Here is a 24,690-nt window from a genome sequence, read left to right on the forward strand (position 1 = left end):
GCCCGGGGACGGGCCGGCACCGGGTATCGGTGGGTCAGCCGGCCTCGGGCGGGGCGACGTCCTCGCCCGGCACGGTGGCGACGAGCTCGGGGACCCAGCTGCCGCCGTCGCCGGGGACGAGGCGGGCCTGGAACATGGGCTGGATGAGCGCGTGGTCCGACGCCCGGATCGTGTACTCGCCCTTGGGTCCCTCGAAGCTCCAGCCCTCGAGCGCCCCGATCATCGCGTCGACGTCGTCCCCGCCGGCCTCGCTGATCGCGTGGACGATCATCTGCGCGGCGGTGAAGCCGTCCGGGGTGAACAGGTCGGGCGTGCCGCCGGCTGCCTCGACGTGCTCCACCATCGCCGTGTTCACCGCGTTGTCCGGCGCGCCCGGGAAGTAGTGGTTGAGGAAGTCGACCTTGTCCGAGGCCTCGCCGTAGGCCCCGAAGGTGGCGGCGTCGCCGAGTCCGGTGACGACGGTGATGTCGTCGAGCACGCCCTGCTGGTTGAGCGACTGCCACATGGCGCCGGAGGTGGCGCCGGCCCAGGCGACGAAGACCATGTCCGGCTCCGCGTCGAGGACCTGCGCCGCGAAGGGGGTGAACTCGGTGACGTCCTCGGGGATCATCACCGAGCCGACCTCGGCACCCTGGGCACCGAGGATGCCCTCGACCGCGGCGAGGTTGCCCTGCCCGAAGGCGTTGTCCTGCGCGAGGACGAGGATCTCCGCGCCCTCGACGTCGATGAAGGACCCGGCGGTGGCGACGTCCTGGAGGGACTGGCGGCCGGAGCGGAAGGTGTAGTCGTTGATGCCGGTGATGGCGTCGGCCGCGGCGGGCCCGGAGACGTAGAGGACCTGGTTCTGCTCGGCCTGCTCGGCCAGTGCGAGCGCGACACCGGAGGAGGCGGTGCCGGTCATGATCGAGTAGCCCTGGCCGATGACGTCGCGGGCCGCGGTGATGGCGCGGTCGGTGTCACCGCCGTCGTCGAGGACCTCGACGACGATCTCGACGCCGTCGACCGTCCCCGTGCCGTCGGTCGCGTAGTCGAGGCCCGCCTCGAAGCCGCCGATGAAGGCCTCGCCGTAGGCGGCGAGGGGCCCGGTGGTGGAGGTGATGAGCGCGACGTTGACCGGGTCGCCGCCGCCGGCGTCGGCGGTCTGCTCGCCGGTGCCGGCGTCGCTGCCGGCGTCGTCGTTGGTGTCGTCGTCGCCGCCGGCGCTGGGGGCGCAGGCGCCGAGGGCCAGGAGGGCTACGACGCCCACGGTGGCCGCGAGGGACTTCGTTGTTGCTCGCACGGGGACCGCCTTCGTTAGCTGGTGCCGGGATGGGACCCATCAACATGACAGGTGATTCAGGTTTCACAAATCATGTGACCTTCGTCCCACCGTGTCAACCTCCTGCCGATCTCGGTCCTGTCACGGCGTTGGTACGGTGACGGCCCAGCGGCCCTGCCCACGGGTCGGCGAGGGTCCGGGTGCCGGGACGAGGGGGACGCATGACCGACGACGACGCCGTCGTGCGGGACGCCAGGCAGGAGGACGTCCCCCTGCTCGAGCGGGTGCTGCCGAGCGGTGGTGACCACGCCCGTCAGCTCGCGAACGCCGTCGCGGGGCGCAGGGACTTCCTCGTGGTGACGAGTGGCGGGGTGCCGGTCGGGACGGTCGTCGTGCGCTGGGCCGGCATCGGCGTCGGTGGTCGTGCGGTGCCGGAGATCGGCTCCCTGGCGGTGGCACCTCGCTGGCGGGGGCGCGGGCTCGCGACCCGGCTCGTGGCCGCGGCCGAGCGGCGGGTCCACGACCGCGGTGGGCGGGCGGCGGCCATGGCCGTCGCCGAGACGAACCAGGCTGCGCTCCGCCTCTACCTGGGGCTCGGCTACGGCGGCAGCGGGCGCCGTCCGGCCCCCGCGTCAGGGGCAGGGCAGGGGGACGTCGCGACGGAGCTGGTGCTCGTCAAGGAGCTGTGACGACGTTCAGCCGACCGACTCGAGCTCGCGGTCGTCGGCCGGGCCGGGGCAGTCCGCACCGTCGTCGAGGACTGCCGCCCGGGCCCGGCGGGTGCTCCGCCGCCGCCGCAGGGTGACGGCGACGCCCGCGAGGACGACGACTCCCAGGCCCACCCAGCCCAGCCGGCTCAGCGACGACGCCATGGCGGGCAGCGCGCGACCGGCCAGCCCGCCCGCACCGAGCCAGAGCGCGGCCCACACCAGGGTGCCCAGGACCGAGCCCGCCAGGAACCGGTGGTAGCGCATCCGCGCCGCTCCGGCGGCGGCAGGGGCGAGGGTGCGCACGAGCGGCAGCAGCCGGCTGACGAGGAGTGCGGCCGGACCGCGCCGGCGGAGCAGCTCCGCTGCGCGGTCCCAGTGCTCGGTGCCGAGCCGGTGGACCATCCGGGTCTCGCGCAGCCGGTGCCCGTAGCGCCGGCCGACGAGGTACCCGACGTGGTCGGCCGCCGTGGCGGCGATGCTGACGACCGTCAGGGCGAGCAGCACCTGGACCGGCGTCGATGCCGCCGCGCCGAGCACGAGGACACCGAGCTCACCGGGGACGAGCACGCCGAGGCCGAACGCCGACTCGGCGAAGGCCAGCGCGGCGCCCAGGGCCAGCAGTGCTGGGCTGAAGGCCTCGGGCAGCAGGGTGATGAGGTCCGGCATGGCTCCAGCGAATCGTGAGGTGGTGGGTGCGGGGTATCCGGGGTCACCCTGGTCCGACCCTGGGGCGGGGTCAGGGTGACGTCCGGGTGGGAGGGGGAGTGGGCGCGGAGCCCGCCGTCGAGATGCACAGCGTGAGTGGTGAACACATGTCAGGACAAGACAATTTCCGGCCCTGGACGACGGCGTCACGCGGGGCCCCACCACCTCTCGCCGAGAGCGGGATTGTGGGCGCCGTTGGTGGGTCAGCCGCGCCGGCGGCCGGGCCAGCCGAAGGTGGTCCGGGGCTTGCGTGGCCGGCTCGGCGCCAGCTGCTGGAGGAGGGCGTAGTCGGACATCGTCCGCCCGGAGCTGTGAGCGGCGAGGTCGTGCAGCAGGTGCGGTTCCATGGTGGTCTCCTCCGGTGGTTCTCAGGCGGTGGGGCGGCGGCCGGTCCGCAGGCAGAGTGCGGCGGCGACGAGGGTGCAGCCGATGGTGGCGGCGACGAGGACGCGGTAGTCGAGCAGGCCGATGACGGTGGCACCGGCGAGCGTGGCAAGGGTCTGCGGCAGGTTGAGCGCGACGTTGGTGGCGGCGGCGACGCGGCCCTGCAGCCGCGGCGGGGTCTCCCGCTGGCGGACCGTCACGAACGCGACGATCGCCCACGGGACGCCCAGGCCGACGAGGGCGAGGCCGGTGACCGCGATGGCGAGCCCGGCGGCCGGCGGGAGGGCGAGGGAGCCGATGAGGACGAACGGCGTCATGCCCAGGCCCATGACGCCCAGGCCGACGGCGACGGCGAGCGGCTCCCCCGTGCGGCCGATGAGCCGTGCGGCGGTGAGCCCGCCGAGGACGGCCCCGACGCCCTGGACGCTGACGAGGACCCCGAGCAGTGCCGGGTCGAGGCCCAGGCCTTGCTCCATCATCGGGAAGACGGCCACGTTGGTCAGCCCGGAGGCGCCCATGGCGATCGCCAGCGCGATCGTGAGCGCACCCAGGGGAGCGGTGTGCCGCAGGTGGTGCAGCCCGCCCGCGAGCTCGGTCCAGAACGACGCACCGTCGGCAGGAGCCTCGGGCGGTGTCTCGGTGACCTCGAGGCGGGTCAGCAGGGCCGCCGTGACCGCGAAGCACACCGCGGTGACCACGACGACGGCGCGTGGGCCGGCAGAGACGTACAGTGCGGTGCCCACCAGCGGTGAGACGAGGCGGAAGGCCTGGTCCGTCGTGGTGAGGAGCCCGTTGCCACCCGCGAGCTCGTCGTCGTCGAGGAGGTCCCGGACCAGGCCGGACTGCGCGGACGCCGTGAGGTGGCCCATGGCGCCGTAGACGAAGGTGACGACGTAGATGAGCCAGATGTCGCGGGCGTCGCCCACCAGCGCGAGGCTCGCCACCACCGGGACCATGACGCCGTTGCCGACGGCGAGCAGCCGCGCGCGGGACACGCGGTCGGCGAGCTGCCCGATGAACGGGGCGAGCAGGGTCGGCAGCCCGAGCGCGGCGAAGACGAACGCCGCGGCGCCGTTGGAGCCGGTCAGCTCCTTCACCCAGACCGCGACCATGAGGTAGAGCGCGCTGTCGGCGATGTTGGTGAACACCCAGGCCCCCGCCAGCTGGCGGAACCCGCGCGTGCGCAGGGCGGCCGGGCCGCGGTGACGCGGTGCGGCTGCTACGCGGAGCTGCTCGGACATCGTGCGGACCCTTCGGGTGGGGGCTGACGACACGAGGTTAGAGCACTAAAGAGATCTTGCGCAAGATCTCTTTAGCAAGTTGTCTTGATAGTTCTGGTTGCTGCGGCGGCACGCTGAGGTCGGGCAGCGCCACGGCGCCCGGCCGCGGGCACGGGGCCTGCGCTGTGGAGGCGACGGGCGCGCCGGGCACGGGGCCCAGGGCGGGGGACACGGCGCTGCGGAGGCGGGTCGCCGGGCGCAGCGCCACAGCGGGGGTAGTCAGCCCGGCGGGTCGGCGTGGATCGTCGTCATCACGCGCACACGCCGGGCGCCGTCGGGTCGGCTCGCCTCGTCGTCGCGACGCCCCTCGAACCGGTCGAACAGCGCCATGATCTGGTCACCCAGCTCGGCGGCCTCTGCCGCGGTGGCCCAGAAGGTGCTGTTCATCAGCCGGGTGGCGTCCAGCCACTCCGGTGGCTCCTCACCGATCCGCTCGAACGCGTTCCACAGGCTCTGGGAACGCTGCTGGAACGTGAGCCTGGCCAGCTCGGAGGTGGCCTGCAACGACCCGGGGACCTCGGGGTCGATGCCGGTCGCGTACCCTCCGGCGCTGCGTGCCTTCCAGGGCTTCTCACGTCCGCGGGCCTCGGCCCGCTCGATGAACCCGTACTTCTCGAGCATGCGCAGGTGGAACGAGCAGCTGGCCACCGACTCCCCGGTGAGCTCGGCGCACTGCGTGGCAGTGAGCTCACCTCGCTCCGCGAGGAGGTCGAGCAGCTTGAGGCGAAGCGGATGGGTCAGCGCCCGGATCCGCTCGGGGTCGTCGATGACCTCCTGCTCGCGCGCTGACATGTCCTCAACCTTAGATTGCTCTGCGCACGAAGGCTCCAACGTCGCGGAGGTCGGTGGTGGTGAGGACGGGTGCCCTGCTCGGGTGCGGTGCCGCGGCCGGACCCGTGCTCGTTCTCGCGCTCCTCCTGCAGGCGCTGTGGCGAGAGGACTACGACCTCGGGACCGACCCGATCAGCTCACTCGGCCTCGGCCCCCACGGCTGGGTCCACGTCGTGACCTTCGTCCTCGTCGGTGGCCTCGTCGCTGCACTCGGCGTGGGCACGCTCCGGCTGGACCGGCGGGGACGCCTGGTCCGGGTGGCGGGAGCCCTCCTCGTCGTCATGGCGGCCGGGCTGGTCGGCGTCGGCGTCTTCGTGGTCGACCCGGTCGCCTGGCACGGCCGCCTGCACGACGTCTCGACCGGCGTCGCGATCAACGCCGGGCTGCTCGCCGTGCTCGCCATCTCGGTCGCGTGGTGGCGCGACGGGCTGCGAGGGCGGGCACTCCACGGTCTGGCGACCGTCGTCGTCTGCGCCGCCCTGGGGTGGCAGACGGACCCCGGGACGACGGCGCTCCGGCACACGGTCGTCGTCGTCGTCCTGGGTGCCTGGCTGACGATGACGGCGCTGTGGCTGCTCCGGGACCGCGCCGACGGTCACTGATCCGGCCGGGCTCGCGACGCCTCGGAGGCGGTGGTGTCATGGACGGGGTACTGCCCGCCCGGTCCGGCTCGAGCGACACGACGGAGGACGACATGGCGGCCGACGACGGCGAGCACGGTGAGTCCGCCGGGGCGAGGGACGCCCGCGGCCGCCCGAGCTGGGTGACGGCCGTGGTCATCGCCGTGCTCGCCGCGGTCGTCGCAGTTCTCGGGACCCTCGCCCTCACGCGATCCGGCGGTGAGGAGCCCGGCGCCTCCCCGAGCCGGAGTCCCGGTGCCCCGACGGAGCCGGCCACGGACCCCGGCGGCCCCGTCCCGGACGGCGCCGTCCCGGACTGGGTGGCGCTCGCCGAGCGGGTGGGTCCGAGCGTCGTGGCCATCGACGTGCGCCGGGCGAACGGCGCAGGCGAGGGCTCGGGCGTCATCGTCAACGCGGAGGGGCGCATCGTCACCAACCACCACGTCGTCGCCGGCGCGGTCGAGCTGGTCGTGACGCTGTGGGACGGACGCCTGTACCCGGCCACCATGGTGGGGACCGACGCTGCGACGGACCTCGCGGTCATCGTCATCGACGACCCGCCGGAGGACCTCCGGTCCGCCGAGCTCGGCGACTCCGACGAGGTGCGCGTCGGGCAGGCGGTCGCGGCGATCGGCAACCCCCTCGGCCTCAGCAACACCATGACGACCGGCGTGGTCTCGGCGCTCGACCGACCGGTGACGACCGTCGAGCAGGCACGCCTGCCGGGGCAGGCAGCGGTTCAGGTCACGACGAACGCCATCCAGGTCGACGCCGCGATCAACCCGGGCAACTCGGGTGGCCCGCTGTTCGACTCCGGCGGCCGCGTGATCGGGATCAACAGCTCGATCGCGACCATGCCCAGCGGCGCCGGCGGACCGTCGGGCAGCATCGGCCTGGGATTCGCCATCCCGAGCAACCTCGTCACCCTCATCACCGAGCAGCTGGCGGCGGACGGGGTGGCGGAGCACGCCTACCTCGGTGTCGCGCTGACCGACGCCGTCGTCGCTGACGACGGTGCGCGACGTGCGGGCGCGCAGGTTGTCACGGTTGAACCGGGAAGCCCCGCCGCCGACGCCGGGCTGCAGCCCGGCGCCGTCATCACGGCGATCGACGGGCGGCCCGTGTCGGGCGCGGACTCACTGGTCGGCTTCGTCCGGCAGTACGCCAGTGGCAGCGAGGCCACCCTCACGGTGGCCGACGACGCGGGGCTGAGCGAGGTGACGGTCACGCTCGCCACCCGCGAGGACGTGCTGCCCTGAGCCGGCTACCGGACGACGACGACGAGGACGGTGCCGACCGCCGGTGCCGCAACCCCGAGGGTCGTGCCCAGGGCCATGGCAGACCGGCGACGACGGGTGGCGCTCCGGCGTGGGCGGCTCGCCGAGAGCCGCTGGTCGCGCGTGAAGTCCGCGAGCGTCGCCCCGACCATGCGAGCGGCAAAGCTGTCGAGCAGGTGCGGATCCATGAGACGTCCCTCCAGGCGAAATGGACATTCCTCACGGTAGGAGGCCAAGCGGACACCCTGTGTCCGCTGCTCCGAGGAAGATGGGGGACGTGGTCGACTCGTCCCGCCGGATGCTCGAGCTCCTCAGCCTGCTCCAGCTGAGGCGCGAGTGGTCGGGCGCGGAGCTCGCCGAGCGGCTCGGCGTCACCGACCGGACGCTGCGCCGGGATGTCGACAAGCTCCGTGAGCTGGACTACCCGGTGCACGCGGTCAAGGGCAGGGGTGGTGGCTACCGCCTCGGTGACGGTGGCCGTCTCCCGCCGCTCCAGTTCGCCAGCGACGAGGCCGTCGCCGCAGCGATCGCGCTCACCACGGCCGCGAGCAGCAACGTCCACGGAGTCGGCGAGGCGGCTCAGCGTGCCCTGGCAAAGCTGCAGCAGGTCCTCCCCTCACGGCTGCGTGCCGGGGTGGAACGGCTGGGAGCCAGCGTGGTGAACCTGCCTGGAGCCGCCGTCGTCGACCCGACGGTCCTGCTGACCGTCGCCGGTGCGTGCCAGGACCGGGTGCGGCTGCGCTTCGACTACGTCCGTGGTGACGGCACCGAGTCCCTGCGGGAGGTCGAGCCCTACGGGCTCGTCGCCTGGACGGGGCGGTGGTACCTCGTCGCCTGGGACCTCGACCGCTCCGACTGGCGGACCTTCCGCGTCGACCGGCTCCGTCCCAGGACCCCCCTCGGACGGCGCTTCACGCCCCGGGAGCTTCCCGCGGACAACGCCGGTACCTACCTGCAGCGCAGGGTGCGTGACCTGTGGGACGAGAAGGCGGTGATCCTCGTCCAGGAGCCCGCGGACAGCGAGCTCATGCGCCGCTGGGCCGTCGAGGGTGAGGTCCAGCCGGTCGACGAGACGAGTTCCCGGTTGCTCCTCGACGGTGACAGCGTGCAGTGGCTGGCGTCCGCGCTCGCCCAGCTCGAGGCCGACTTCGTCGTCGAGCACCCCCGGGAGCTGCGCGACTACCTGCGGGGAGTCACCGCCCGGCTGTCCCGGGCGGTCGCGGACCCGCCCACCGACCATGGCTGAGGCCGCGGCGCCGGGATGTGGCCGACTGGGCGGCGGGCGCGGTCAGGTGCCCTGCGGGTCCGCGGCGATCCAGGGGCCGGTGCCCTCCGAAAGGTCGAGGACACCCTCCTCCAGCCAGGTGTGCTCGCCGTCGAGGACCTCGCGGGCCAGCTGCTCGTCGCTCGCGTCGGTGTTCGTCCACAGCTCGCGGAAGAGCCGTGCCACGGTGAGCCGGGCCTGGTTGCAGTAGGCGTTCGCGAGCCGGGTGGCACCCGGCGCGGTGCCGTCCTCGTCCTGCATGCGTGCCCGCAGACAGACGGCCGTCATCGCGAAGAGCTCGGCACCGATGTCGACCACGCGCCCGAGGAAGCCCTGCTTGTGCTCGAGCCCGCCCTGCCACCGGGCCATGCCGTAGAACGTCGAACGGGCGAGCCTGCGTGAGGCACGCTCGACGAAACGCATGTGGCCGGCGAGCGTACCGAACTGCGCGAAGGAGCTCGGCACCATCCCGGCACCGGTGTAGAGGCTCGGCAGCCAGCCGGCGTAGAACTGAGCCGCCTGGACGGCGGCCCGGGCCTTGTCGGTGGTCGACGTGTCGGGGTCGATGATCGCGCCCGCGACGGACAGGTGGGCGTCGACGGCGTCGCGGGCGATGAGCAGGTGCATGATCTGGGACGAGCCCTCGAAGATCCGGTTGATGCGCAGGTCGCGGAGCACCTGCTCCACCGGCACGGCCCGCTCGCCGCGCGCACGCAGCGAGGCGGCCGTCTCGTAGCCGCGGCCGCCGCGGACCTGGACGAGCTCGTCGGCCACCTGCCACGCGCGCTCGGAGGTGAAGAGCTTGGCGATCGCTGCCTCGATCCGGACGTCGGTGTCCCCGGCGTCGGCCAGGTGGCCGGTCAGCTCGAGGACCGCCTCCTGGGCGTAGGTCGTCGTCGCCATGAACGCGATCTTGTGGGCGACGGCGGCGTGCCGGCCCACCGGTCGGCCCCACTGGACCCTCTCCCGGGCCCACTCCCGCCCGATCTTCAGCGACCACTTGCTCGCGCCGACGCACAGCGCCGGGATGGACAGTCGCCCGGTGGTGAGGGTGGCGAGCGCGATCTTCAGGCCGCGGCCCTCCGCGCCGAGCCGGTTCGCCGCCGGCACGCGCACGGAGGTGAACCGCGTGAGGCTGTTCTCCAGCCCGCGCAGCCCCATGAACGCGTTGCGCCGCTCGACGGTGATCCCGGGGGAGTCCGCCTCGACGACGAAGGCGGTGATCCCTCCCCGCCGCCCCTCGCTCTGCGGCACCCGGGCCAGCACGACGAGCAGCTCGGCGATCGTGCCGTTGGTGCCCCACAGCTTGGTGCCGTCGAGGAGGTAGTCGCCCTCCGGCGTCGGGGTCGCCGCCAGCTGCAGGCGGGCGGGGTCGGACCCCACGTCCGGCTCGGTGAGCAGGAAGGCGGAGACGGCGCCGGCCGCGCAGCGGGGCAGGAACTCCTGCTTCTGCTCCTCGGTGCCGAACATCTTGACCGGCTCGGGCACCCCGATCGACTGGTGCGCGGACAGCAGCGCGCCGAGGGACGGGTTGACCGTCCCGACAAGCATGAGCGCCCGGTTGTAGTACACCTGCCCCAGTCCGACGCCGCCGTACTCCTCGGGGATCTTCATCCCGAAGGCACCGACACGGGCCAGCCCGTCGAGGACCTCCTGCGGGATCTTCGCGTCCCGTTCGATCGCCTCGCCGTCGACCGTCTCGAGGAACGCGCGCAGCCGGGAGAGGAAGGCCTCCCCGCGCTGGACCGTGGCGTCATCCGCCCGCGGGTGGGGCTCGACGAGCTCGGGCCGGAACCGGCCGAGGTAGAGCTCCTTGGCAAAGCTCGGCCGGTGCCACTCGGTGTCCCGGGACTCCTCCGCGACCCGCCGTGCCTCTCGTTCGTCGACCTGTGCCGTTGTGGCCATGATCGCCTCCCGCGTCGTTGCCGGTACCCGCAGTATCGGGTACTCGGAGCCGAAGGGGAAGAGGTGACGGGCAGGGAGCCGACATCCGGCGACGACGGCGGGGGCGCGGGCTCGGGGATACCGTGCAGCAGTGACCTCACCGTCGGGTGCGCGGTTGCGTACCATGGCCGTCAGCCTCGTGCTCGCCGCCGCCGTCTCGACCCAGTTCGGCGCCGCCGTGGGAGCCCTCGTGTTCCCGCAGGCCGGCCCGATGGGTGTGGTCACGCTGCGGCTCGTCTTCGGTGCCGCGATCCTCCTCGCTCTCCTGCGCCCGCGGGTGCGCGGTCGGACAGCGTCCGACTGGCTGCTCGTCCTCGGGCTCGGGCTCTCGCTCGCGCTGATGAACACCATGCTCTACCACGCCATCGACCGGATCCCGCTGGGCATCGGTGTCACCTTCGAGGTGCTGGGCCCGCTCGTGCTCTACGTCGTCCTTGGTCGGCGGTCGTCGCACGTGGTGTGGGCGGTGCTCGCCCTCGCCGGTGTCTACCTGCTGGGCGGGGACCTCGGCGCCGACCTCGACCCGGTCGGGGTGGCCCTCGCCCTGGGCGCGGGTGCGGCCTGGGCCGGGTACATCCTCGTCGGATCCCGGGTGGCGCGTCGCTTCGACGGCGCGGACGGGCTCGCGCTCGCCCTTGCGGTCGGCGCCGTGCTCGCCCTGCCTCTCGGGGTCGCGACCGCCGGGACCGCGCTCGTCGAGCCGGGGGTGCTCGGTGTCGGTGCACTTGTCGCGGTGCTGTCCTCCGTCGTGCCCTACAGCCTGGAGATGGCCGCGCTGCGGCGGGTCACCGCGGGCAGCTTCGCGGTCCTCATGAGCCTGTACCCGCTCATCGCGGCCCTCGCCGGACGGCTGGTGCTCGGACAGGCACTGGGCGGGCTCGAGCTCGTCGGCATCCTGCTCGTCGCGGTCGCCACTGCGGGGGCGACCAGACACTCCGCCCCCGTGCCGGGGTGACCGACTGACGGGATCCTTCCTCGGGCGGGTGACGTTCGTCGGTGGTGACCGCTACCTTGTCCAGCACCCCCGTACTCGTGTGGCCGCGACGAAGCCGTCGCGGCCACCACCAGGAAATGAGTGTGTCGATGCGTCGATCGCTGACCGCAGCAGCCAGTGCCCTCGTCCTCGGAGCGACCGCGGTGCTGGGGGCAGTCCCAGCATCCGCGGACGGCGACCCACCGCCGGCCCTTCCCGCGCTCGACCCCGGCGCCAAGGTCAGCGACTCCCTGCGAGCGGCGGAGGGCAACGTCACCGCGTTCGTCCAGCTGGCCGCACCGTCCGCGCTCGACGTCGTCGAGTCCGGCGGGTCGCCCGCCGAGGCGGAGGAGGCTGTCGCGGAGGTCGAGCACCTCGCGCAGGACGTCGTCCCCGCCCAGGCCCGAGCGCGCAGCGCCCGCAGCGTCGCGCCCCAGCGGCTGTCGGTCACGAGCAACCTGCTTGCCGGCACGATCGTCACCGGCGACGCCGCTCAGGTGCGTGCGCTCGCCCAGTCCGACGACGTCGTGGGGGTCCACCTCGTCACGCTCAAGGAGCCGAACAACAAGGGCACCGACGTCATGACGCGCGCCGCCGAGGTCTGGGAGTCCTACGGCCAGACCGGCGAGGGCATCCGGATGGGCATCATCGACACCGGCGTCGACTACACCCACGCGACCTTCGGCGGCCCGGGCACCGAGGAGGCCTACGCCGCCGCCTACGGCGAGGACGGCACCGGTCCGGTTCCCGAGGGCCTGTACGACCCGGCCAAGTTCCTGGGCGGCTGGGACTTCGCCGGCCCCACCTACGACGCCTCCGGCACCGTCCCGGGCTCGACGCTGGTGCCCCAGCCGGACCCCAACCCGATCGACGCGCACTACACCGCCGGGGGTGGGCACGGGACGCACGTCGCCGGTACCGCGGCCGGTTACGGCGTCACGCCCGACGGGGAGACCTTCCGCGGCGACTACGGCGAGCTGGAGGACATGAGCGACTGGGAGGTCGGCCCGGGCTCCGCGCCCGAGTCGGGCATCTACGCGCTCAAGGTCTTCGGCGACGTCGGTGGCTCCACCGGCGTGACGATCAACGCCCTGGAGTGGGCGGCCGACCCGAACGGCGACTTCGACTTCAACGACCGTCTCGACGTCATCAACCTCTCGCTCGGCGCGTCGACCGCCCCGGTCGACGACCCCGAGAACCTGTTCGTCAACCGCCTCGCGGACCTCGGCACCCTGTCGGTCATGTCCGCCGGGAACTCCGGGGACGCCACCGACGTCGGCGGCTCCCCGGGGAACTCCAGCGCCGCGCTCGCCGTCGCCAACTCGGTGGGCGACACGATGACGTTCGACGCCGTGGAGGTCGCCGCCGCGGCCGACGAGTCGCTGCTGGGCCAGCACGCCGCGCAGAACTCGATCAACTACACCGGCACGGAGGACGTCGAGGCCCCGGTGGTCTTCCTCGGCGAGCAGGTGGACGGCTGTGAGCCGCTCACCGACTACGCGGAGCAGATCGCCGGCAACGTCGTGTGGCTGTACTGGGACGACAACGACTCCAGCCGGAGGTGCGGCAGCACGGCCCGCTGGAACAACGCGACGGCGGCGGGTGCGGCCGGTGTGCTCATCGGCACCGAGAACCCGATCTTCACAGCCGGCATCGCGGGCAACGCCCAGACCCCCGGTGCGCAGCTCACCGCCCGGGTCACCGACCTGCTGCTGCCGGAGATCCAGGCCGGCACGCTGACCGTCCGGCTCGGCCCGTCCTACCTGGACATCTCCCTCACCCGGGACGAGACGCTCGGTGACACCCTCAACCCGGGCTCCTCCCGCGGCGCGCACGGGTCGCTCGGCGTCGTCAAGCCCGACGTCGCCGCGCCGGGTACCCGCATCTCCTCCGCCGCGTCCGGTGCGGGGACGGGAGCGCAGACCCTGACCGGCACGTCGATGGCCTCCCCGCACGTCGCGGGCATCGCCGCGCTCCTGCGGGCCGCCAACCCGAGCTGGACACCGGAGGAGATCAAGGCCGGCATCATGAACACGGCCACCCACCCGGTCTACTCCCAGCCCGGTCCCACCGGGCCGGTGTACGGACCGGAGCGGGTGGGCGCCGGCCGCGTCGACGCGCTGGCCGCCGTGAGCAACGGCGTCATCGCCTACGACTCCAGCGCCGAGCAGAACGTCACGGTGTCCTTCGGCGTCGTCGACGTCGGTGCCGAGACCGTCCAGCTGCGGCGCACCGTGACCGTGGAGAACATCGACAACCGCGGCCCGGTCCGCTTCACCACCGGGTTCGAGGCGGCCACGACGGCCGGCGGGGCCACGATCACGACGACACCCTCCTCGATCCTCGTCCCGCCCGGACGGAGCCAGACGGTCACGCTCACCCTCACCGTGGACCCGGAGACCCTCGAGCGGGAGATCGACCCGACCTCCAGCGCGGACTCCGGCGCCGGCGTCCCCCGCGAGTACCTCGCGGCCATCTCGGGCCGGCTGGTCCTGGCGCCCCGCGGGTCGCAGGGCCAGACGCTGCACGTCCCGGTCCACGCCGCCCCGCGCCTCGTGTCCGACCTCGACGCCGAGCCGGTCGTCTTCCCGGCGCCCGATGCGCTCGCCGCACCGCTGGAGATCAGCGGCCGGCACGTCGACTCGGGCGGGTGGACCTCCCTCGTCTCGGTGCTCGAGCTCATGGCGACCAGCCCGCAGCTCGAGCCCGCCGACCCCGGCGCGACCTCGCCCACCCAGGTGGCCGCCGGCGACGTTCGGTACGTGGGCGCGATGTCCACCGGTCCGCGTGTCGCCGCTGCCGGGTACAACCCGCTGCAGTACGGGTACGTCGGCATCGGCATCGCGATGCAGGGCCAGTGGCCGACGCTCGGGACGTCGGTGAACCCCGTCATCGACATCGACGTCACCGGCGACGGTGTCCCCGACCTGCAGACCGTGATCCAGAAGCTCAACGAGGAGACCGACGTCACCGTCGCGGCGACGTTCGACGCCAGGACGGGCGCGAGCATCTGGATCGGTGCGGTCAACGGGCTGTGGGGTGACACGGACAGCACCGTGTACGACAACAACGTGCTCGTCGCACCGATCCCGCTGGGGCTGTTCAACCCGGCGGTCGAGCCGACGTTCACCGTGTGGACGTACTCGGGCTACGCGCCCAGCGGGACCAACGTCATCGACGAGGTCGCGCCCTTCTCCTACGACCCCTTCACGCCGGACATGTGGACGAGCGGCGGTGGGGACGAGCTCCTCAGCGCGCTGTTCGTCCCGTCGACCACGGACATCACGGTGCACCGGTCGCCGGACGCCGGGCCGGAGGTCGGACCGCTGCTCGTGCTCCACTCGCACAACGCGGACGGGGACCGGGCGCAGGTCCGCGACGTCACCGTCGCGGACGTCGTGGCCACACCGACGACCACGACGCTCACGGTCGACGGCGAGCCGACGGTCGGCTCCGAGCTCACCCTGACCGCGACCGTCTCGCCCGCCGAGGCGACCGGCACGGTGACGTTCAGTGACGGCGACACGGAGCTGGCGACGGCACCGGTCGAGAACGGCAGCGCGGCCGCCGCCGTCGGTCTCGGCGCCGGGAGCCACTCGCTCACCGCGGCCTTCACGCCGGACTCGTCCCGGTGGGCGCCCTCGGTCTCCGAGCCCGTTGCCGTCGAGGTCGCCACGTCCGCGGCGACGGTGTCCCTGCACCTGTCGCGGGTCGTCGGGACCTACGGGGACGCGGCGACGGCGTCCGTGACCGTCGACGGTGCGAGCGCGGCGCCGTCGGGGGCGGTGGAGATCCACGAGGACGGCGAGGTCGTCGCCGCCGGCGAGCTCACCGTCGACGGGCTCCGCGGAACCGCCGAGATCGCCCTGCCGCGCGACCTCGCGGCGGGGGCGCACCACCTCACGGCGGTCTTCCCCGGCACGGACGCCGTCGTGGCCGCGACCAGCCGCAGCGCGACCTACGTCGTCCTCCCGGCGTTCTCCCGGGTGAACATCGACGCCGCGTCGAGCGTCCCGCGGGGGAGCTCCCCGGAGATCGGGGTCGAGGTCCTCGGCCGTGGCGGTGCGCCGCTGCCGACGGGCACGGTGACCGTCACCTCGGGCTTCCGTGTCGTCGACCGCGTGCAGCTCGACGAGGACGCCCGCGTCGAGGTGCAGCTGCCACCGGTCCGCTTCATCTCGATCGTCACCGCCACCTACAGCGGCGACACCGGGTACCTCCCCGGCATCGACGTCGCGACCGTGCGCGCTCGGTGACCTGAGCGCAGCCCGGGGACCACGGTCCCGCGGTTCCCTGGCCCCAGGGAGCCGCGCGGACCGTGGTCCCCTCCCGGCGCCGGGAGGGGAGCGGGCCCTCTCGTGGGACGCGCGGCCGGTGGTACAGCCAAACTGTGCCCGTTCCCCGTAACCTGGCGGCATGAGCGACGCCGGTCACGGTGACTTCGAGTTCGAGCGCAAGTTCTTCGTGCGCCGGCTGCCGGACGCCGCCCTCAGCGAGCCGTCGCCGGCTCTCATCGTGCAGAGCTACTTCCTCGCGGCGGACGGGTACGCGCTGCGCATCCGGCTGCAGGGCCCGGCACCGGCCGGCTCCCTCCCGACCTGGGGTGACGAGCGCGAGCTCCTCGAGGCAGCCGCCGACACGTTCAGCTTCTGCGCGTTGACGGCGAAGGGCCCCTACGTCGGGGGCACCCGCTACGAGGCGGAACGCGAGCTCGACGTCACCGCCGGACTGGCGATGGTCAGGCTCGGTGGCGACCTCGTCGCCAAGCTCCGCTACTCGCTGTGGCTCGGCACCGACGGCTGGGTCATCGACTCCTTCCTCGGCCGCAACCACCCGCTGGTGGTCGCCGAGTGCGAGCGAGGCGGGCCCGTCACCGACCTCACCATCCCCGACTTCTGCGTCAGTGAGGTCAGCGACGACCCCCGCTTCGCGAACGACGCGCTCGCGACCAGTCCCTACGGCCACTGGAGCGCCACGTACGAGCGGGAGCTCGACTCGCGCGGCCCGCGGTTCCTCACCGAGTTCGGGCAGAACCAGCTCGGCATGTCCACCTGAGGCCGGCCGTGACGGACACCGGCTCGCTCATGCTCGTGCGCCACGGCGAGAGCGCGGCGAACGCGCTCGGGCTGTTCACCGGGGTGCTGGACGTCGGACTCACTCCCCGCGGTGAGCAGGGCAGCCACGACGCCGCCGCCCGGCTGGGGGCGAGCGGCTGGCGACCCGACCTCATCGTCTCCTCCGAGCTCGTCCGGTCCTGGCACACGGCGGACATCATCGCCGCCCGGGTCGGTGGGCGGGAGGTGCGGCACTGGCGGTTGAACGAGCGCAGCTACGGCGCCCTCACGGGCTACCGCAAGCGGGACGTCGCCGAGCGCTACGGCCAGGACCTCTTCCTCCACTGGCGGCGCTCGTTCGACGGTCGCCCCGACCCGCTGCCCGCGGCGACCGTCGCCCTGTGGCGTTCCCTCGCGCCCTTCGACCGGCTCCCGCCGGAGGCGGTCGCGGCGACCGAGTCGCTCGCCGACGTCGTCGACCGGGTCCGTCCGCTGTGGGAGGGCGAGCTGCGGGCGGAGCTGCTCAGCGGCTCCCAGGTGCTCGTCGTCGCCCACGGGAACTCCCTGCGGGCCCTGTGCGGCCTCGTCGACGGGCTCACCGCGGACGAGCTGCGCGACCTCAACCTCCCCAACGCACGTCCGCTGCTCTACGAGCTGGACCCCGAGCTGCGGCCCCTGGTCCGCGGCGGGCGCTACCTCGACCCCCGCGTGGCGGCCGAGGAGGCCGCCGAGATCGCGGCCCAGGGCGGCACCTGAGGCCGAGCACCCCTCCGACTCCTCGCTACCGCCGGGTCCCTCATCCGGCCAGGCGGATCGTCCCTCCGCTCGACGTGCGAGGGTGCACCGGGAGGTTACGCTCGTCTCGGCGGGGTCCCGCAAGGTCGCGGCATCCGATGAGGGGGCACTCACATGAGAGTGGTCGTGGTAGGCATGGCCTACTCCGTGGTCACGCTGCCGGTGGACGGCTTCCCGGTGGAGTACCGGCCGGTGCGCGACGCGGCGATCTCGACGTCGGTTGCGGGCTCGGGGTTCACGGCTGCGCGCACCTTCGCCGCGCTCGGCGACGAGGTGTACCTCGCGGCACCGCTCGGGGAGGACGCCGAGGCGGCAGCGGTCGACGCCGCCGCGTACGGCTACGGGATCAACTCCGCGATGTCGCCCCGGTCACTGGCGCGTTCCCCGCGTGCCGTCGTCCTGGAGGACGCGTGCGGGCACCGGCAGATCAGCCGTGACCTCGGGGATGCCCGGACCGCGCACGTCGAGCTGGACCTCGGCGCGCTGGCGACGTCGGACCTGCTCGTCGTCGACGGCGTCCTCCCGACGTCGGCCCTCATCACCGGGGCGCGGGCCACCGGGGTGCCGGTCACGGCTGCGCTCGGGTCGATGCGGTCGCCACCCGGACTCGAGCAGCAGCCCTACCTCAGGGCCGACCTCGTCGTCATGGGGCACTGCCCCACCGTCGACGAGGAGGTGCTGCTCCGCACGTGGCGGCAGCGCTCGACGGCGCGGCTCGTCGTCGTGACCCTGGGTGAGCGTGGGGCGATCGGTATGGGGCTGAGCGAGGAGCTGATCCGTGTGCCGGCCCGCGACCTCGGACCCGGGCGCCGGCCGGCGGGCCTGGGTGCCACGTACGCCGCGACGCTCGCCCACTACGTCTTCGCGCGCGGGTGCGAGACCCGCGCCGCCATGGAGTACGCCGCGACCGCCGCCGCCTGGAGGATCACCCACCCCGACGGGCCCGACGGGCTGGGGGAGGACGTCCTGGAGGCGGCGACGGCGCGGCCGGACGGGGTGGCTCAGGCGCCGTAGCCGGCGTCGGAGCAGGCGCTCTGGAACTCGGCCTGGGCGTCCTCGGAGCCGGAGACGTCGATCTGGCTGAGGTCGGGGAACGCCGGCTCCTCGCCCTCGGGCACCTCCTGGGAGCGTGCCTCGTTGACCGCGGCGACGGCCTCGGTGAAGGGCGCGTTGACGTCCTCGAGGAGGCCGGCCAGCTCGCTCGGGGCGTCCTCGCCGAGCTCGCGGATGCGCTGCTCGAGTGCGTTGACCTCCGTGTAGGGCGCACCGTCCTCGACCTCGCCACCGGTGAGGGCGGTCCGGGCGTCGTCGGCCCGGTCCGCCAGCGGCGTGCCCGTGCCCTCGTAGAAGCCCTCGCAGGTGACCTGCTCGGCGCTCTGCTCAGTGGTCTCGGTCGGCGCGGCGGTGGACCCGTCGTCGGGCGTGCTGGAGCTGCAGCCCGCAAGGGTGAGCAGCAGGACCGCGGGAAGGATGAGTCGACGTGTCATGTCTTGACGTTAAACCCGCACGGCGGCTACCGGCACCGTGATATGTCGGGTGGTCAACGACGGCGAGACCCGCGGAATACCGGTGATTTCTGGGATTCGGCCCCGCTCGTCGGCCGGCGGACATGGTGCGAGAGGTTCCTCACAGGCGGTCCTCACGCAGCCGCCGGACCACGATGACGACGAAGCCCGCGACGGCGCCGAGCGCGGCGACGCCGATGGCCACCCGCAGCCACAGGGGCAGCGCGGCGAGCCCGGACGCCTCCTCGCCCGGCTCGGCGGTGACCTCCGGCCCGGGTTCCGCGGTGGGGGCCGCCGCCGTGGTGGCCGTCTCGGCCGCGGCCTCGGTCACGACCGGTTCCGGGCTCCCGGCGACGGTGAAGGGGATAGTGCCCTCGATGGGGTGACCGTCGCTGGACGCGATCCGCCAGCGCACCTCCAGCTCGCCGGCCGGGAGCGGTGTGCCGAGCTCCAGCACGACGTCGGTGCCGTCGACGGTGCCCTCTCCCTGCGCCACGGTGGCTCCCGACGCGTCGACGACGGTGATGGCCGAGCCGACCGTCAGGGGGGCGTCGCTGAAGCTGAGCACGATGGACCCGGGTGCCTCGTCGAGCACCGCCCCCGCGGCCGGGTCCGACCCGACCAGGACGTCGTGCGCCTGGGCGACCGCTCCCGCGGAGACGACGCCGAGGAGGGTGAGCAGCGCGACGAGTGCGCTCCGGAGACGGACGGGCGCAGGCAGGATGGTCATACCGCCATCGTAGGTGGGCCGGAGGTGCCGGCCGGAGGCGGCTCGGTACCCCTCAGGCCCAGACGGCCCCGGCGACGGTGAAGCCGAGCCAGGCCGCGGCGAGGCCGGCGGCGAGACTGAGCAGGACGTTGAGCACCGCGTACGCCCGGGACCCGTCGCGGTCGAGGCGGACGGTCTCGTAGCCGAAGGTGCTGTAGGTCGTCAGCGCCCCGCAGAAGCCGACCCCCGCCGCGGCGAGGACGGTGGGTGACACGTCCCCGGCCGCGGCGCCGCCGGCGAGGACGCCGAACAGCAGGGAACCGCCGACGTTCACTGCCAGGGTTCCCCACGGGAGGACGCCGCCGTGGCGGGACTGGATCGCCCGGTCGGTGTAGTAGCGCAGCGGTGCGCCGACGGCCGCACCCAGGGCGACGAGCAGGACGGTCATGCCGGGTCGTCCCCCGCGTCACCGAAGTGGCGCACCACCTCGACGTCGTCGAGGACGGCGATGCCCTCGGTGACGAGCCCGTCGAGCTGGGGCAGGAACCCGCGGATCCTGTCCTCCTCGTCGATGATGACGATGCTCAGCGGCAGGTCCTCGCTCAGGCTGAGGATCCGGCTCGTGTGGATCGTGTGGAACCGGCCGAAGCCCTCGAGGCCGCGAAAGACCGACGCCCCGGCGAGCCCGGCGTCGCGTGCTCTGCGCACGATCTCGGCGTAGACCGGGCGGTGCTGCCACTGGTCCGACTCACCCACCAGCACCGTCAGTCGCAGCACCCTCTGACCTTGTTTCATCGTCGACCGTCCTTCCTGGTGCGGCGGGCCCGGGAGGCCCAGCGTGTCGTGGCCATGCCGACCTCGACCGCGACGAGGGCCGCGGCAAGGGTGCCGAAGGTGTAGACGAGGGCGGTGCCCGCCGATCCGGACTCCACGAGCCGGACCGCGTCGACGCTGTAGGTGGAGAACGTGGTGAAGCCGCCGAGGACTCCGACGCCGACGAACGGGCGGGCGAGCCGGTGCGGTCGTCCCTCGGTGACCAGCACCATGAGCCCGCCGATCGCCAGGCACCCGGCCACGTTGGTCCAGAAGGTCGCCCACGGGAACGAGCCGTCCCCGGCCGGCAGTGCGACGGACAACCCGTAGCGGGCAACGGCACCGAGCGCGCCGCCCGCGGCGATGACGAGCGGGACGTCCACGGAGAACGGGCGGGCGGGCCGGTCGTCCTGGCGCAAGGGGCGTCCCTCCACGCTCATCGGGCGTCGACGAGCCGGGCGACCTGAAAGCCGCCGGTCTCCAGCACGAGCTCGTAGTCGGCTCCCGGGTGCTTGTCCTCCGCCCAGCCGGCGACGTCAGCGGGTGGGTTGCCGCCCCACGCGCCGCCCTCACGGTCGAGGACGTAGTAGTCCGCGACCGGGTTGCTCGGGGTGCCGGACCACAGCGCCGTCGTCGTCGGAACCAGACGGGCGAGCAGGGAGATGTCACTGGCGACGACGGCGCCCTCGGGGATCGTGTCGAGGACCTCGCGGGCGGCCTCCGCGCGGGGGGACGGGCGCCAGGTCTCGGCGTCGAGGAGGCGGAGCACGGGGAGGTCCGGGGCGGTGAGGACGACGGCGAGGCCGGCCGCGGCGAGCGCACCGGCGGTGCGGCGGCGGTGCCGGCGCCGGCCGTCGGGCGCGGGGAGAGGCTCACCGGTGGGCGCCGCGTCCAGCGACGCGGCGCGGGACCCGGGTCGCGGTCCGAGGGCGTCGAGGAGTGCTGCGACGGCGAGGGGCATGAGCACGGCGTCGTAGTGCCACACCCACGACCAGTAGAACGACACCTCACCGAGGAACCGCCAGCCGAGGGTGGGCAGGGCTGCCAGCAGGAGCGGGGAGCGGACCCCGACGATCCCCGCCATCGCGACGAGGAGCAGGACGGTGACGACCTTCTCGCCCGGGCCCAGGGCACCCGCCAGTGCCGAGAGTGGGTCCCCCAGGACGTCCCCGACGGACAGGTTGTCGGTGTAGTCGTACTGACCGCGCGGGTTGAGCGCGGGGAGGATTAGCGCCGTCGTGAGGACGAACCACGCAGCTCCCCACGCCGCCAGGCCCAGCCCCGGCCGGGTGGCGCCCCGGTGCCAGACGACCAGGCCGAGGATCGCGACCATGAGGCCGAGGTCCTCCTTGACCAGGACGAGCGGCGCCAGCCACAGCACGCCCGCCCGCCAGCGGCGCTCGAGCAGCGCGCACAACCCGAAGGTGAGGAGCGGCAGGGCGAAGGCGATCTCGTGGAACTGGCTGCGCACCGCACCCTGGATGCCGTGCGACAGCACGTACACGAGGCCCACCCCGACGCCGGGCCACCGACCCAGCCACCGCACCGCGAGCGCGGTGAGCGGCCACGCGGACACCGCCACGAGCAGCGCCTGGACGACGAGCAGCGTGAGGCCGGAGGGGAACATTGCGTAGAGGGGACCGAGGAGCACGAGGACCGGGTGGAAGTGGTCGCCGAGGAGGTTGAAGCCGTTGCCCTTGATCGGGACGATCGGGGCGCCCGGGCCGGCGTAGGCCTTGGCGAGCTGGGTGAAGATCGCCAGGTCCCACGACGGCGCCTCCAGCCGCCGCCACTGGAGCACGGAGACGACGACGTAGACCGCCCCTGCGACCACGGCGACCCCCCACGCCTCCGGCTGCCGCAACCGGTGCGCGGCCCGCCGCGCGAGGCCGGCTGCGGCCGTCACACCGCTCCCTTGCGCTGGAGGAAGCGCAGGGCCGCCCAGCCGAAGGGCACCCGGATCCAGAAGGTGAGGACCCGGAAGACGAGCGCGGTGGAGAACGCGACACCGGCGGGGATGCCCGCGACCGTCAGGCCACCGGTGAGGGCGGCCTCCACGGGGCCGATCCCGCCGGGCGACGGCACGGCGGCACCGACGGTGTTGGACGTGAGGTAGGTGATCGCCAGCGTCGTCACGGGCAGCGAGTACCCGAAGGCCGCGAGCGCGGCGCCGAAGGCCGCCACGTACCCGAGGGTCATGATGACGTTGCCCCCCAGGCCCATGAGCAGCCGGCTCGGGCTGCCGACCACCCACAGCACCCGGGGCCACACCTGCCGCAGCGTGGGCCCGACCCTGTGCCAGACCCAGGCGCGTGCCGGCGGGACGACGAGCAGCGTCACGATGACGAGGACGGCGACGATCGCCAGGGCGTTGACGGCCCCGGACGGGACGGACAGCGTCCCCGCGCTCCCGGTGACCAGGGCCATGACGACGAGCAGAAGCACGGTCGTGACGAACTGGGAGACCTGGACGAGGGCGACCGTCGCCACCGCGAGCGGGGTCGCGATGCGCTGGCGGGTGAGGAAACGCAGGTTGAGGGCCGCCGGCCCCACGCCGGCCGGTGCGACGAGCGCGACGATGCCGGCCGCGACCTGCACCAGGGTGGTGCGCCACAGCCCGATCCGTTCCGGGGAGAAGGCCACCAGACCCATGGCGCTGCCGAGGAAGGTGGCCATCCCGAAGCCGAAGGTGGCGACGAGCCACCACGGGTTGGCACTGCGGGCGGCGGCGACGACCTGCTCGAAGTTCAGGGACCCGAGCAGCAGCCAGACCGCGACGACGGCGATCGTCACCATGACGACGGTGCGCATGCTGAACCGCGCGAGACGGATCGGCTCGAGGTCGGCGTCCGGGTGCTGGTCGACGAGCCGCTCGCGCAGCGCGTTGAGCAGCTCGCGCGGCTTGTCCACCTCGGAGCGGGTGTGCGGCGTGAGGATCACCGGCTGCAGCAGCGGCGCGATCGACGCGAGCTGCTCGTCCCCGAGGCACCGCCCGGCGCTCGCCAGCGCCCTGTCCGCCCCGACCTTCGTCGCGGTGATCGCGAGCATCTGTGCGAGGTCGAGCCGCCGGGAGAACTCCGAGGAGGCGATCTCCCCGTTCTCCCAGTCGAGGAGGAAGACGGTGCCGTCGCTGGTGACGAGGACGGCGTTGGCGGTGAGGTCGAGGTGCGCGATACCGGCGTCGTGGGCCGTCCTCAGCTCTCCCCAGATGCGGTCGAGCAGCTCGTCGCTCACCTCGTCCGCGGGGATGTCGGAGAGGCGCCGCGCCCCCGCGATGTGGGCGGTGACCATGATGACGGAGTCCCGCGCCTCGGCCATCCCTACGAGCGGCGGGGTGCGGACACCGGCCCGTTCCGTGGCGTAGGCGAGGAGGGCTGCCCGGTCGGCGGCCTCCCGCAGGGAGCCGGCACGACGACGGCGCAGCCCTCGCACCCGGAGGCGGTGCCACAGGGAGGAGAGGTAGCCGACCACCTGCCGGTCGCCGTCGAGCATCGTGACGTACCAGCGTGCGCCCTCCGCGTCCCACACCGAGTACACCCGGTGGGCGCTCACCGGGTCGAGGGCCACCCCGGCCGGCCCGGCCGACGCGGCCAGGACCGCATGCGGGTCGGTGAGCACGTCCGGGACGATGCTGTCGGTGGTGCGTGAGGACCCGGGCCAGGACGGGTCACCCTCGAGCGCGGCGCGCCGCCTGTCGGGGAGCCGGACCGTGTACCCGATCGGGGCCGAGGTCGTCACGGTCCATGCCCGGACGTCCCCACCGTCCGGGGGGTCCAGCCGCACGACGCGGACGGGGTCGAGCCCGGAGCGGCGCAGTCCCTGGACGAGGACGGTGCCCTCGGCACGCTCGTTGAACACGCCGACGACGTAGCGCCCGGCCAGGCCGACGACCCGCCCGATGAGCACCGTGATGACCGCCCCGGGGAGCGTGAGCCCGCCCCGGATGACGGTGAGGACGAGCACCACCCACAGCAGGTTCCACGACCAGCGCACGGTCGGCCGCTGGTCCCTGGGGCCCACCGTCGTCAGCAGTGCCGCGAGGGCGGCGACGAGGGGGTTCATCGCGATGACGCTGTCGCCCTCGGTGGTGATCGTCAGGCCCACCGACAGGGCGCTCGGGCCGTAGGAGTCGAGCAGCCAGACCGCCGCGGTCGTCAGGCCCCAGGCGACCACCGCCGCCGCGAGCGCCTCGAGCACCGAGCGCCACCGCCGCCGCAGCACCTGCATGACGACGACGAACAGCGGGAGGAAGAACGTGACGACGCCCTCGAGCACGGTGACGGGCAGGAGCAGGATCTGGCGCAGCACGAGCGCGGCGGCGGACTGGACGTCCTCGGTGACCCCGATCGCGGTGGCGTGGGCGTACACCGCGAGCAGGAGGACGACGGCGATCCCGAGCACGGACAGGATGAGCTCGAGCAGGTCCCTGGGCCGGCGCACCCGGGCAGCCGGCAGGTCGACGAGCAGGACCTTGCGGGCCCGGGTGGTGGACGCGGGCGCGCTGGGGTCGGCGGCCCGATCGGTCATGCGCCCGAGTGTAGGGGCTGCGCCCCGCGTAGCCCCGCAGC

At 73.4% G+C, this 24,690-nt stretch carries 23 protein-coding genes; 9 read left to right on the plus strand and 14 right to left on the minus strand.

Annotated features, from left to right (window positions below; all coding sequences use genetic code 11):
• Positions 1 to 34: 34 nt before the first annotated feature.
• Entirely contained in the window at positions 35 to 1,279 is a 1,245-nt protein-coding gene (locus tag VR894_RS16755) for a substrate-binding domain-containing protein (RefSeq protein WP_324653379.1), read from the minus strand.
• Positions 1,280 to 1,479: 200 nt separating this feature from the next.
• On the opposite strand from VR894_RS16755, the gene VR894_RS16760 reads away from it, so the two are divergent.
• On the plus strand, positions 1,480 to 1,947 hold the full coding sequence (locus VR894_RS16760) for a GNAT family N-acetyltransferase (protein WP_324653380.1): 468 nt from the start codon (positions 1,480 to 1,482) through the stop codon (positions 1,945 to 1,947).
• A 6-nt stretch (positions 1,948 to 1,953) separates the two neighbouring features.
• Here VR894_RS16760 and VR894_RS16765 read toward each other — a convergent pair whose 3' ends face one another.
• The 4 genes from VR894_RS16765 to VR894_RS16780 form a co-directional block, all read right to left on the minus strand.
• Entirely contained in the window at positions 1,954 to 2,634 is a 681-nt protein-coding gene (locus tag VR894_RS16765; protein WP_324653381.1) for a DedA family protein, read from the minus strand.
• A 242-nt stretch (positions 2,635 to 2,876) separates the two neighbouring features.
• Positions 2,877 to 3,020 (minus strand): hypothetical protein, encoded by a 144-nt coding sequence (locus VR894_RS16770; RefSeq protein ID WP_324653383.1) that lies wholly within the window; start codon positions 3,018 to 3,020, stop codon positions 2,877 to 2,879.
• A 21-nt stretch (positions 3,021 to 3,041) separates the two neighbouring features.
• Positions 3,042 to 4,298: an MFS transporter gene (locus VR894_RS16775; RefSeq protein WP_324653384.1), complete on the minus strand. Its 1,257-nt coding sequence runs from the start codon at positions 4,296 to 4,298 to the stop codon at positions 3,042 to 3,044.
• Between the two features lie 258 nt (positions 4,299 to 4,556).
• A complete protein-coding gene (locus VR894_RS16780) occupies positions 4,557 to 5,129 on the minus strand; it encodes a winged helix-turn-helix domain-containing protein (protein WP_324653386.1) in 573 nt (190 codons plus the stop codon).
• A 59-nt stretch (positions 5,130 to 5,188) separates the two neighbouring features.
• On the opposite strand from VR894_RS16780, the gene VR894_RS16785 reads away from it, so the two are divergent.
• Complete coding sequence (locus VR894_RS16785; RefSeq protein ID WP_324653388.1) at positions 5,189 to 5,770, plus strand: DUF998 domain-containing protein; 582 nt, start codon at positions 5,189 to 5,191, stop codon at positions 5,768 to 5,770.
• Between the two features lie 38 nt (positions 5,771 to 5,808).
• Positions 5,809 to 7,047: a S1C family serine protease gene (locus tag VR894_RS16790; RefSeq protein ID WP_324653389.1), complete on the plus strand. Its 1,239-nt coding sequence runs from the start codon at positions 5,809 to 5,811 to the stop codon at positions 7,045 to 7,047.
• Between the two features lie 5 nt (positions 7,048 to 7,052).
• Here VR894_RS16790 and VR894_RS16795 read toward each other — a convergent pair whose 3' ends face one another.
• Positions 7,053 to 7,253: a hypothetical protein gene (locus tag VR894_RS16795; RefSeq protein ID WP_324653390.1), complete on the minus strand. Its 201-nt coding sequence runs from the start codon at positions 7,251 to 7,253 to the stop codon at positions 7,053 to 7,055.
• Between the two features lie 89 nt (positions 7,254 to 7,342).
• On the opposite strand from VR894_RS16795, the gene VR894_RS16800 reads away from it, so the two are divergent.
• Positions 7,343 to 8,311, plus strand: coding sequence for a helix-turn-helix transcriptional regulator (locus tag VR894_RS16800; RefSeq protein ID WP_324653391.1), 969 nt, complete (start codon positions 7,343 to 7,345; stop codon positions 8,309 to 8,311).
• 42 nt (positions 8,312 to 8,353) lie between these two features.
• Here the strand turns inward: VR894_RS16800 and VR894_RS16805 are convergent, their stop codons facing one another.
• Positions 8,354 to 10,234: an acyl-CoA dehydrogenase family protein gene (locus VR894_RS16805; RefSeq protein ID WP_324653393.1), complete on the minus strand. Its 1,881-nt coding sequence runs from the start codon at positions 10,232 to 10,234 to the stop codon at positions 8,354 to 8,356.
• A 130-nt stretch (positions 10,235 to 10,364) separates the two neighbouring features.
• Between VR894_RS16805 and VR894_RS16810 the strand changes: the two genes are divergently transcribed.
• The 5 genes from VR894_RS16810 to VR894_RS16830 all read left to right on the plus strand — a co-directional run bounded on the left by VR894_RS16810 (position 10,365) and on the right by VR894_RS16830 (position 18,109).
• Positions 10,365 to 11,228 (plus strand): EamA family transporter, encoded by an 864-nt coding sequence (locus VR894_RS16810; protein WP_324653395.1) that lies wholly within the window; start codon positions 10,365 to 10,367, stop codon positions 11,226 to 11,228.
• 128 nt (positions 11,229 to 11,356) lie between these two features.
• Complete coding sequence (locus VR894_RS16815; RefSeq protein ID WP_324653397.1) at positions 11,357 to 15,502, plus strand: S8 family serine peptidase; 4,146 nt, start codon at positions 11,357 to 11,359, stop codon at positions 15,500 to 15,502.
• Between the two features lie 160 nt (positions 15,503 to 15,662).
• Positions 15,663 to 16,301, plus strand: a complete 639-nt coding sequence (locus tag VR894_RS16820) for a hypothetical protein (RefSeq protein WP_324653398.1) — start codon at positions 15,663 to 15,665, stop codon at positions 16,299 to 16,301.
• Positions 16,302 to 16,309: 8 nt separating this feature from the next.
• Positions 16,310 to 17,056: a 2,3-diphosphoglycerate-dependent phosphoglycerate mutase gene (locus tag VR894_RS16825; RefSeq protein ID WP_324653400.1), complete on the plus strand. Its 747-nt coding sequence runs from the start codon at positions 16,310 to 16,312 to the stop codon at positions 17,054 to 17,056.
• A gap of 153 nt (positions 17,057 to 17,209) precedes the next feature.
• Positions 17,210 to 18,109 (plus strand): PfkB family carbohydrate kinase, encoded by a 900-nt coding sequence (locus tag VR894_RS16830; RefSeq protein ID WP_324653401.1) that lies wholly within the window; start codon positions 17,210 to 17,212, stop codon positions 18,107 to 18,109.
• On the opposite strand, the gene VR894_RS16835 is transcribed toward VR894_RS16830, so the two are convergent.
• From VR894_RS16835 to VR894_RS16865, 7 genes are all read right to left on the minus strand, one after another.
• Positions 18,097 to 18,582, minus strand: a complete 486-nt coding sequence (locus VR894_RS16835) for a hypothetical protein (protein ID WP_324653402.1) — start codon at positions 18,580 to 18,582, stop codon at positions 18,097 to 18,099. The genes VR894_RS16830 and VR894_RS16835 overlap by 13 nt on opposite strands.
• Before the next feature lie 139 nt (positions 18,583 to 18,721).
• Positions 18,722 to 19,330 carry a copper resistance CopC family protein gene (locus VR894_RS16840; RefSeq protein ID WP_324653403.1) on the minus strand — a complete coding sequence of 203 codons (609 nt, stop codon included), beginning with the start codon at positions 19,328 to 19,330 and terminating at the stop codon, positions 18,722 to 18,724.
• Positions 19,331 to 19,382: 52 nt separating this feature from the next.
• On the minus strand, positions 19,383 to 19,757 hold the full coding sequence (crcB, locus tag VR894_RS16845; protein ID WP_324653406.1) for a fluoride efflux transporter CrcB: 375 nt from the start codon (positions 19,755 to 19,757) through the stop codon (positions 19,383 to 19,385).
• Entirely contained in the window at positions 19,754 to 20,104 is a 351-nt protein-coding gene (locus tag VR894_RS16850) for a DUF190 domain-containing protein (protein WP_324653408.1), read from the minus strand. Before VR894_RS16850 ends, crcB (VR894_RS16845) begins: the two co-directional genes overlap by 4 nt.
• Positions 20,101 to 20,541: a fluoride efflux transporter CrcB gene (gene crcB / locus VR894_RS16855; protein WP_324653410.1), complete on the minus strand. Its 441-nt coding sequence runs from the start codon at positions 20,539 to 20,541 to the stop codon at positions 20,101 to 20,103. The genes VR894_RS16850 and crcB (VR894_RS16855) overlap by 4 nt, the downstream gene beginning before the upstream one ends.
• A 17-nt stretch (positions 20,542 to 20,558) precedes the next feature.
• A complete protein-coding gene (locus VR894_RS16860; protein WP_324653412.1) occupies positions 20,559 to 22,028 on the minus strand; it encodes a DUF2079 domain-containing protein in 1,470 nt (489 codons plus the stop codon).
• Positions 22,025 to 24,649: a lysylphosphatidylglycerol synthase transmembrane domain-containing protein gene (locus VR894_RS16865; protein WP_324653414.1), complete on the minus strand. Its 2,625-nt coding sequence runs from the start codon at positions 24,647 to 24,649 to the stop codon at positions 22,025 to 22,027. The genes VR894_RS16860 and VR894_RS16865 overlap by 4 nt, the downstream gene beginning before the upstream one ends.
• Positions 24,650 to 24,690 lie beyond the last annotated feature (41 nt).

Origin of the sequence: Georgenia sp. H159, from assembly GCF_035607575.1 — a bacterium.
Classification (GTDB): domain Bacteria; phylum Actinomycetota; class Actinomycetes; order Actinomycetales; family Actinomycetaceae; genus Oceanitalea.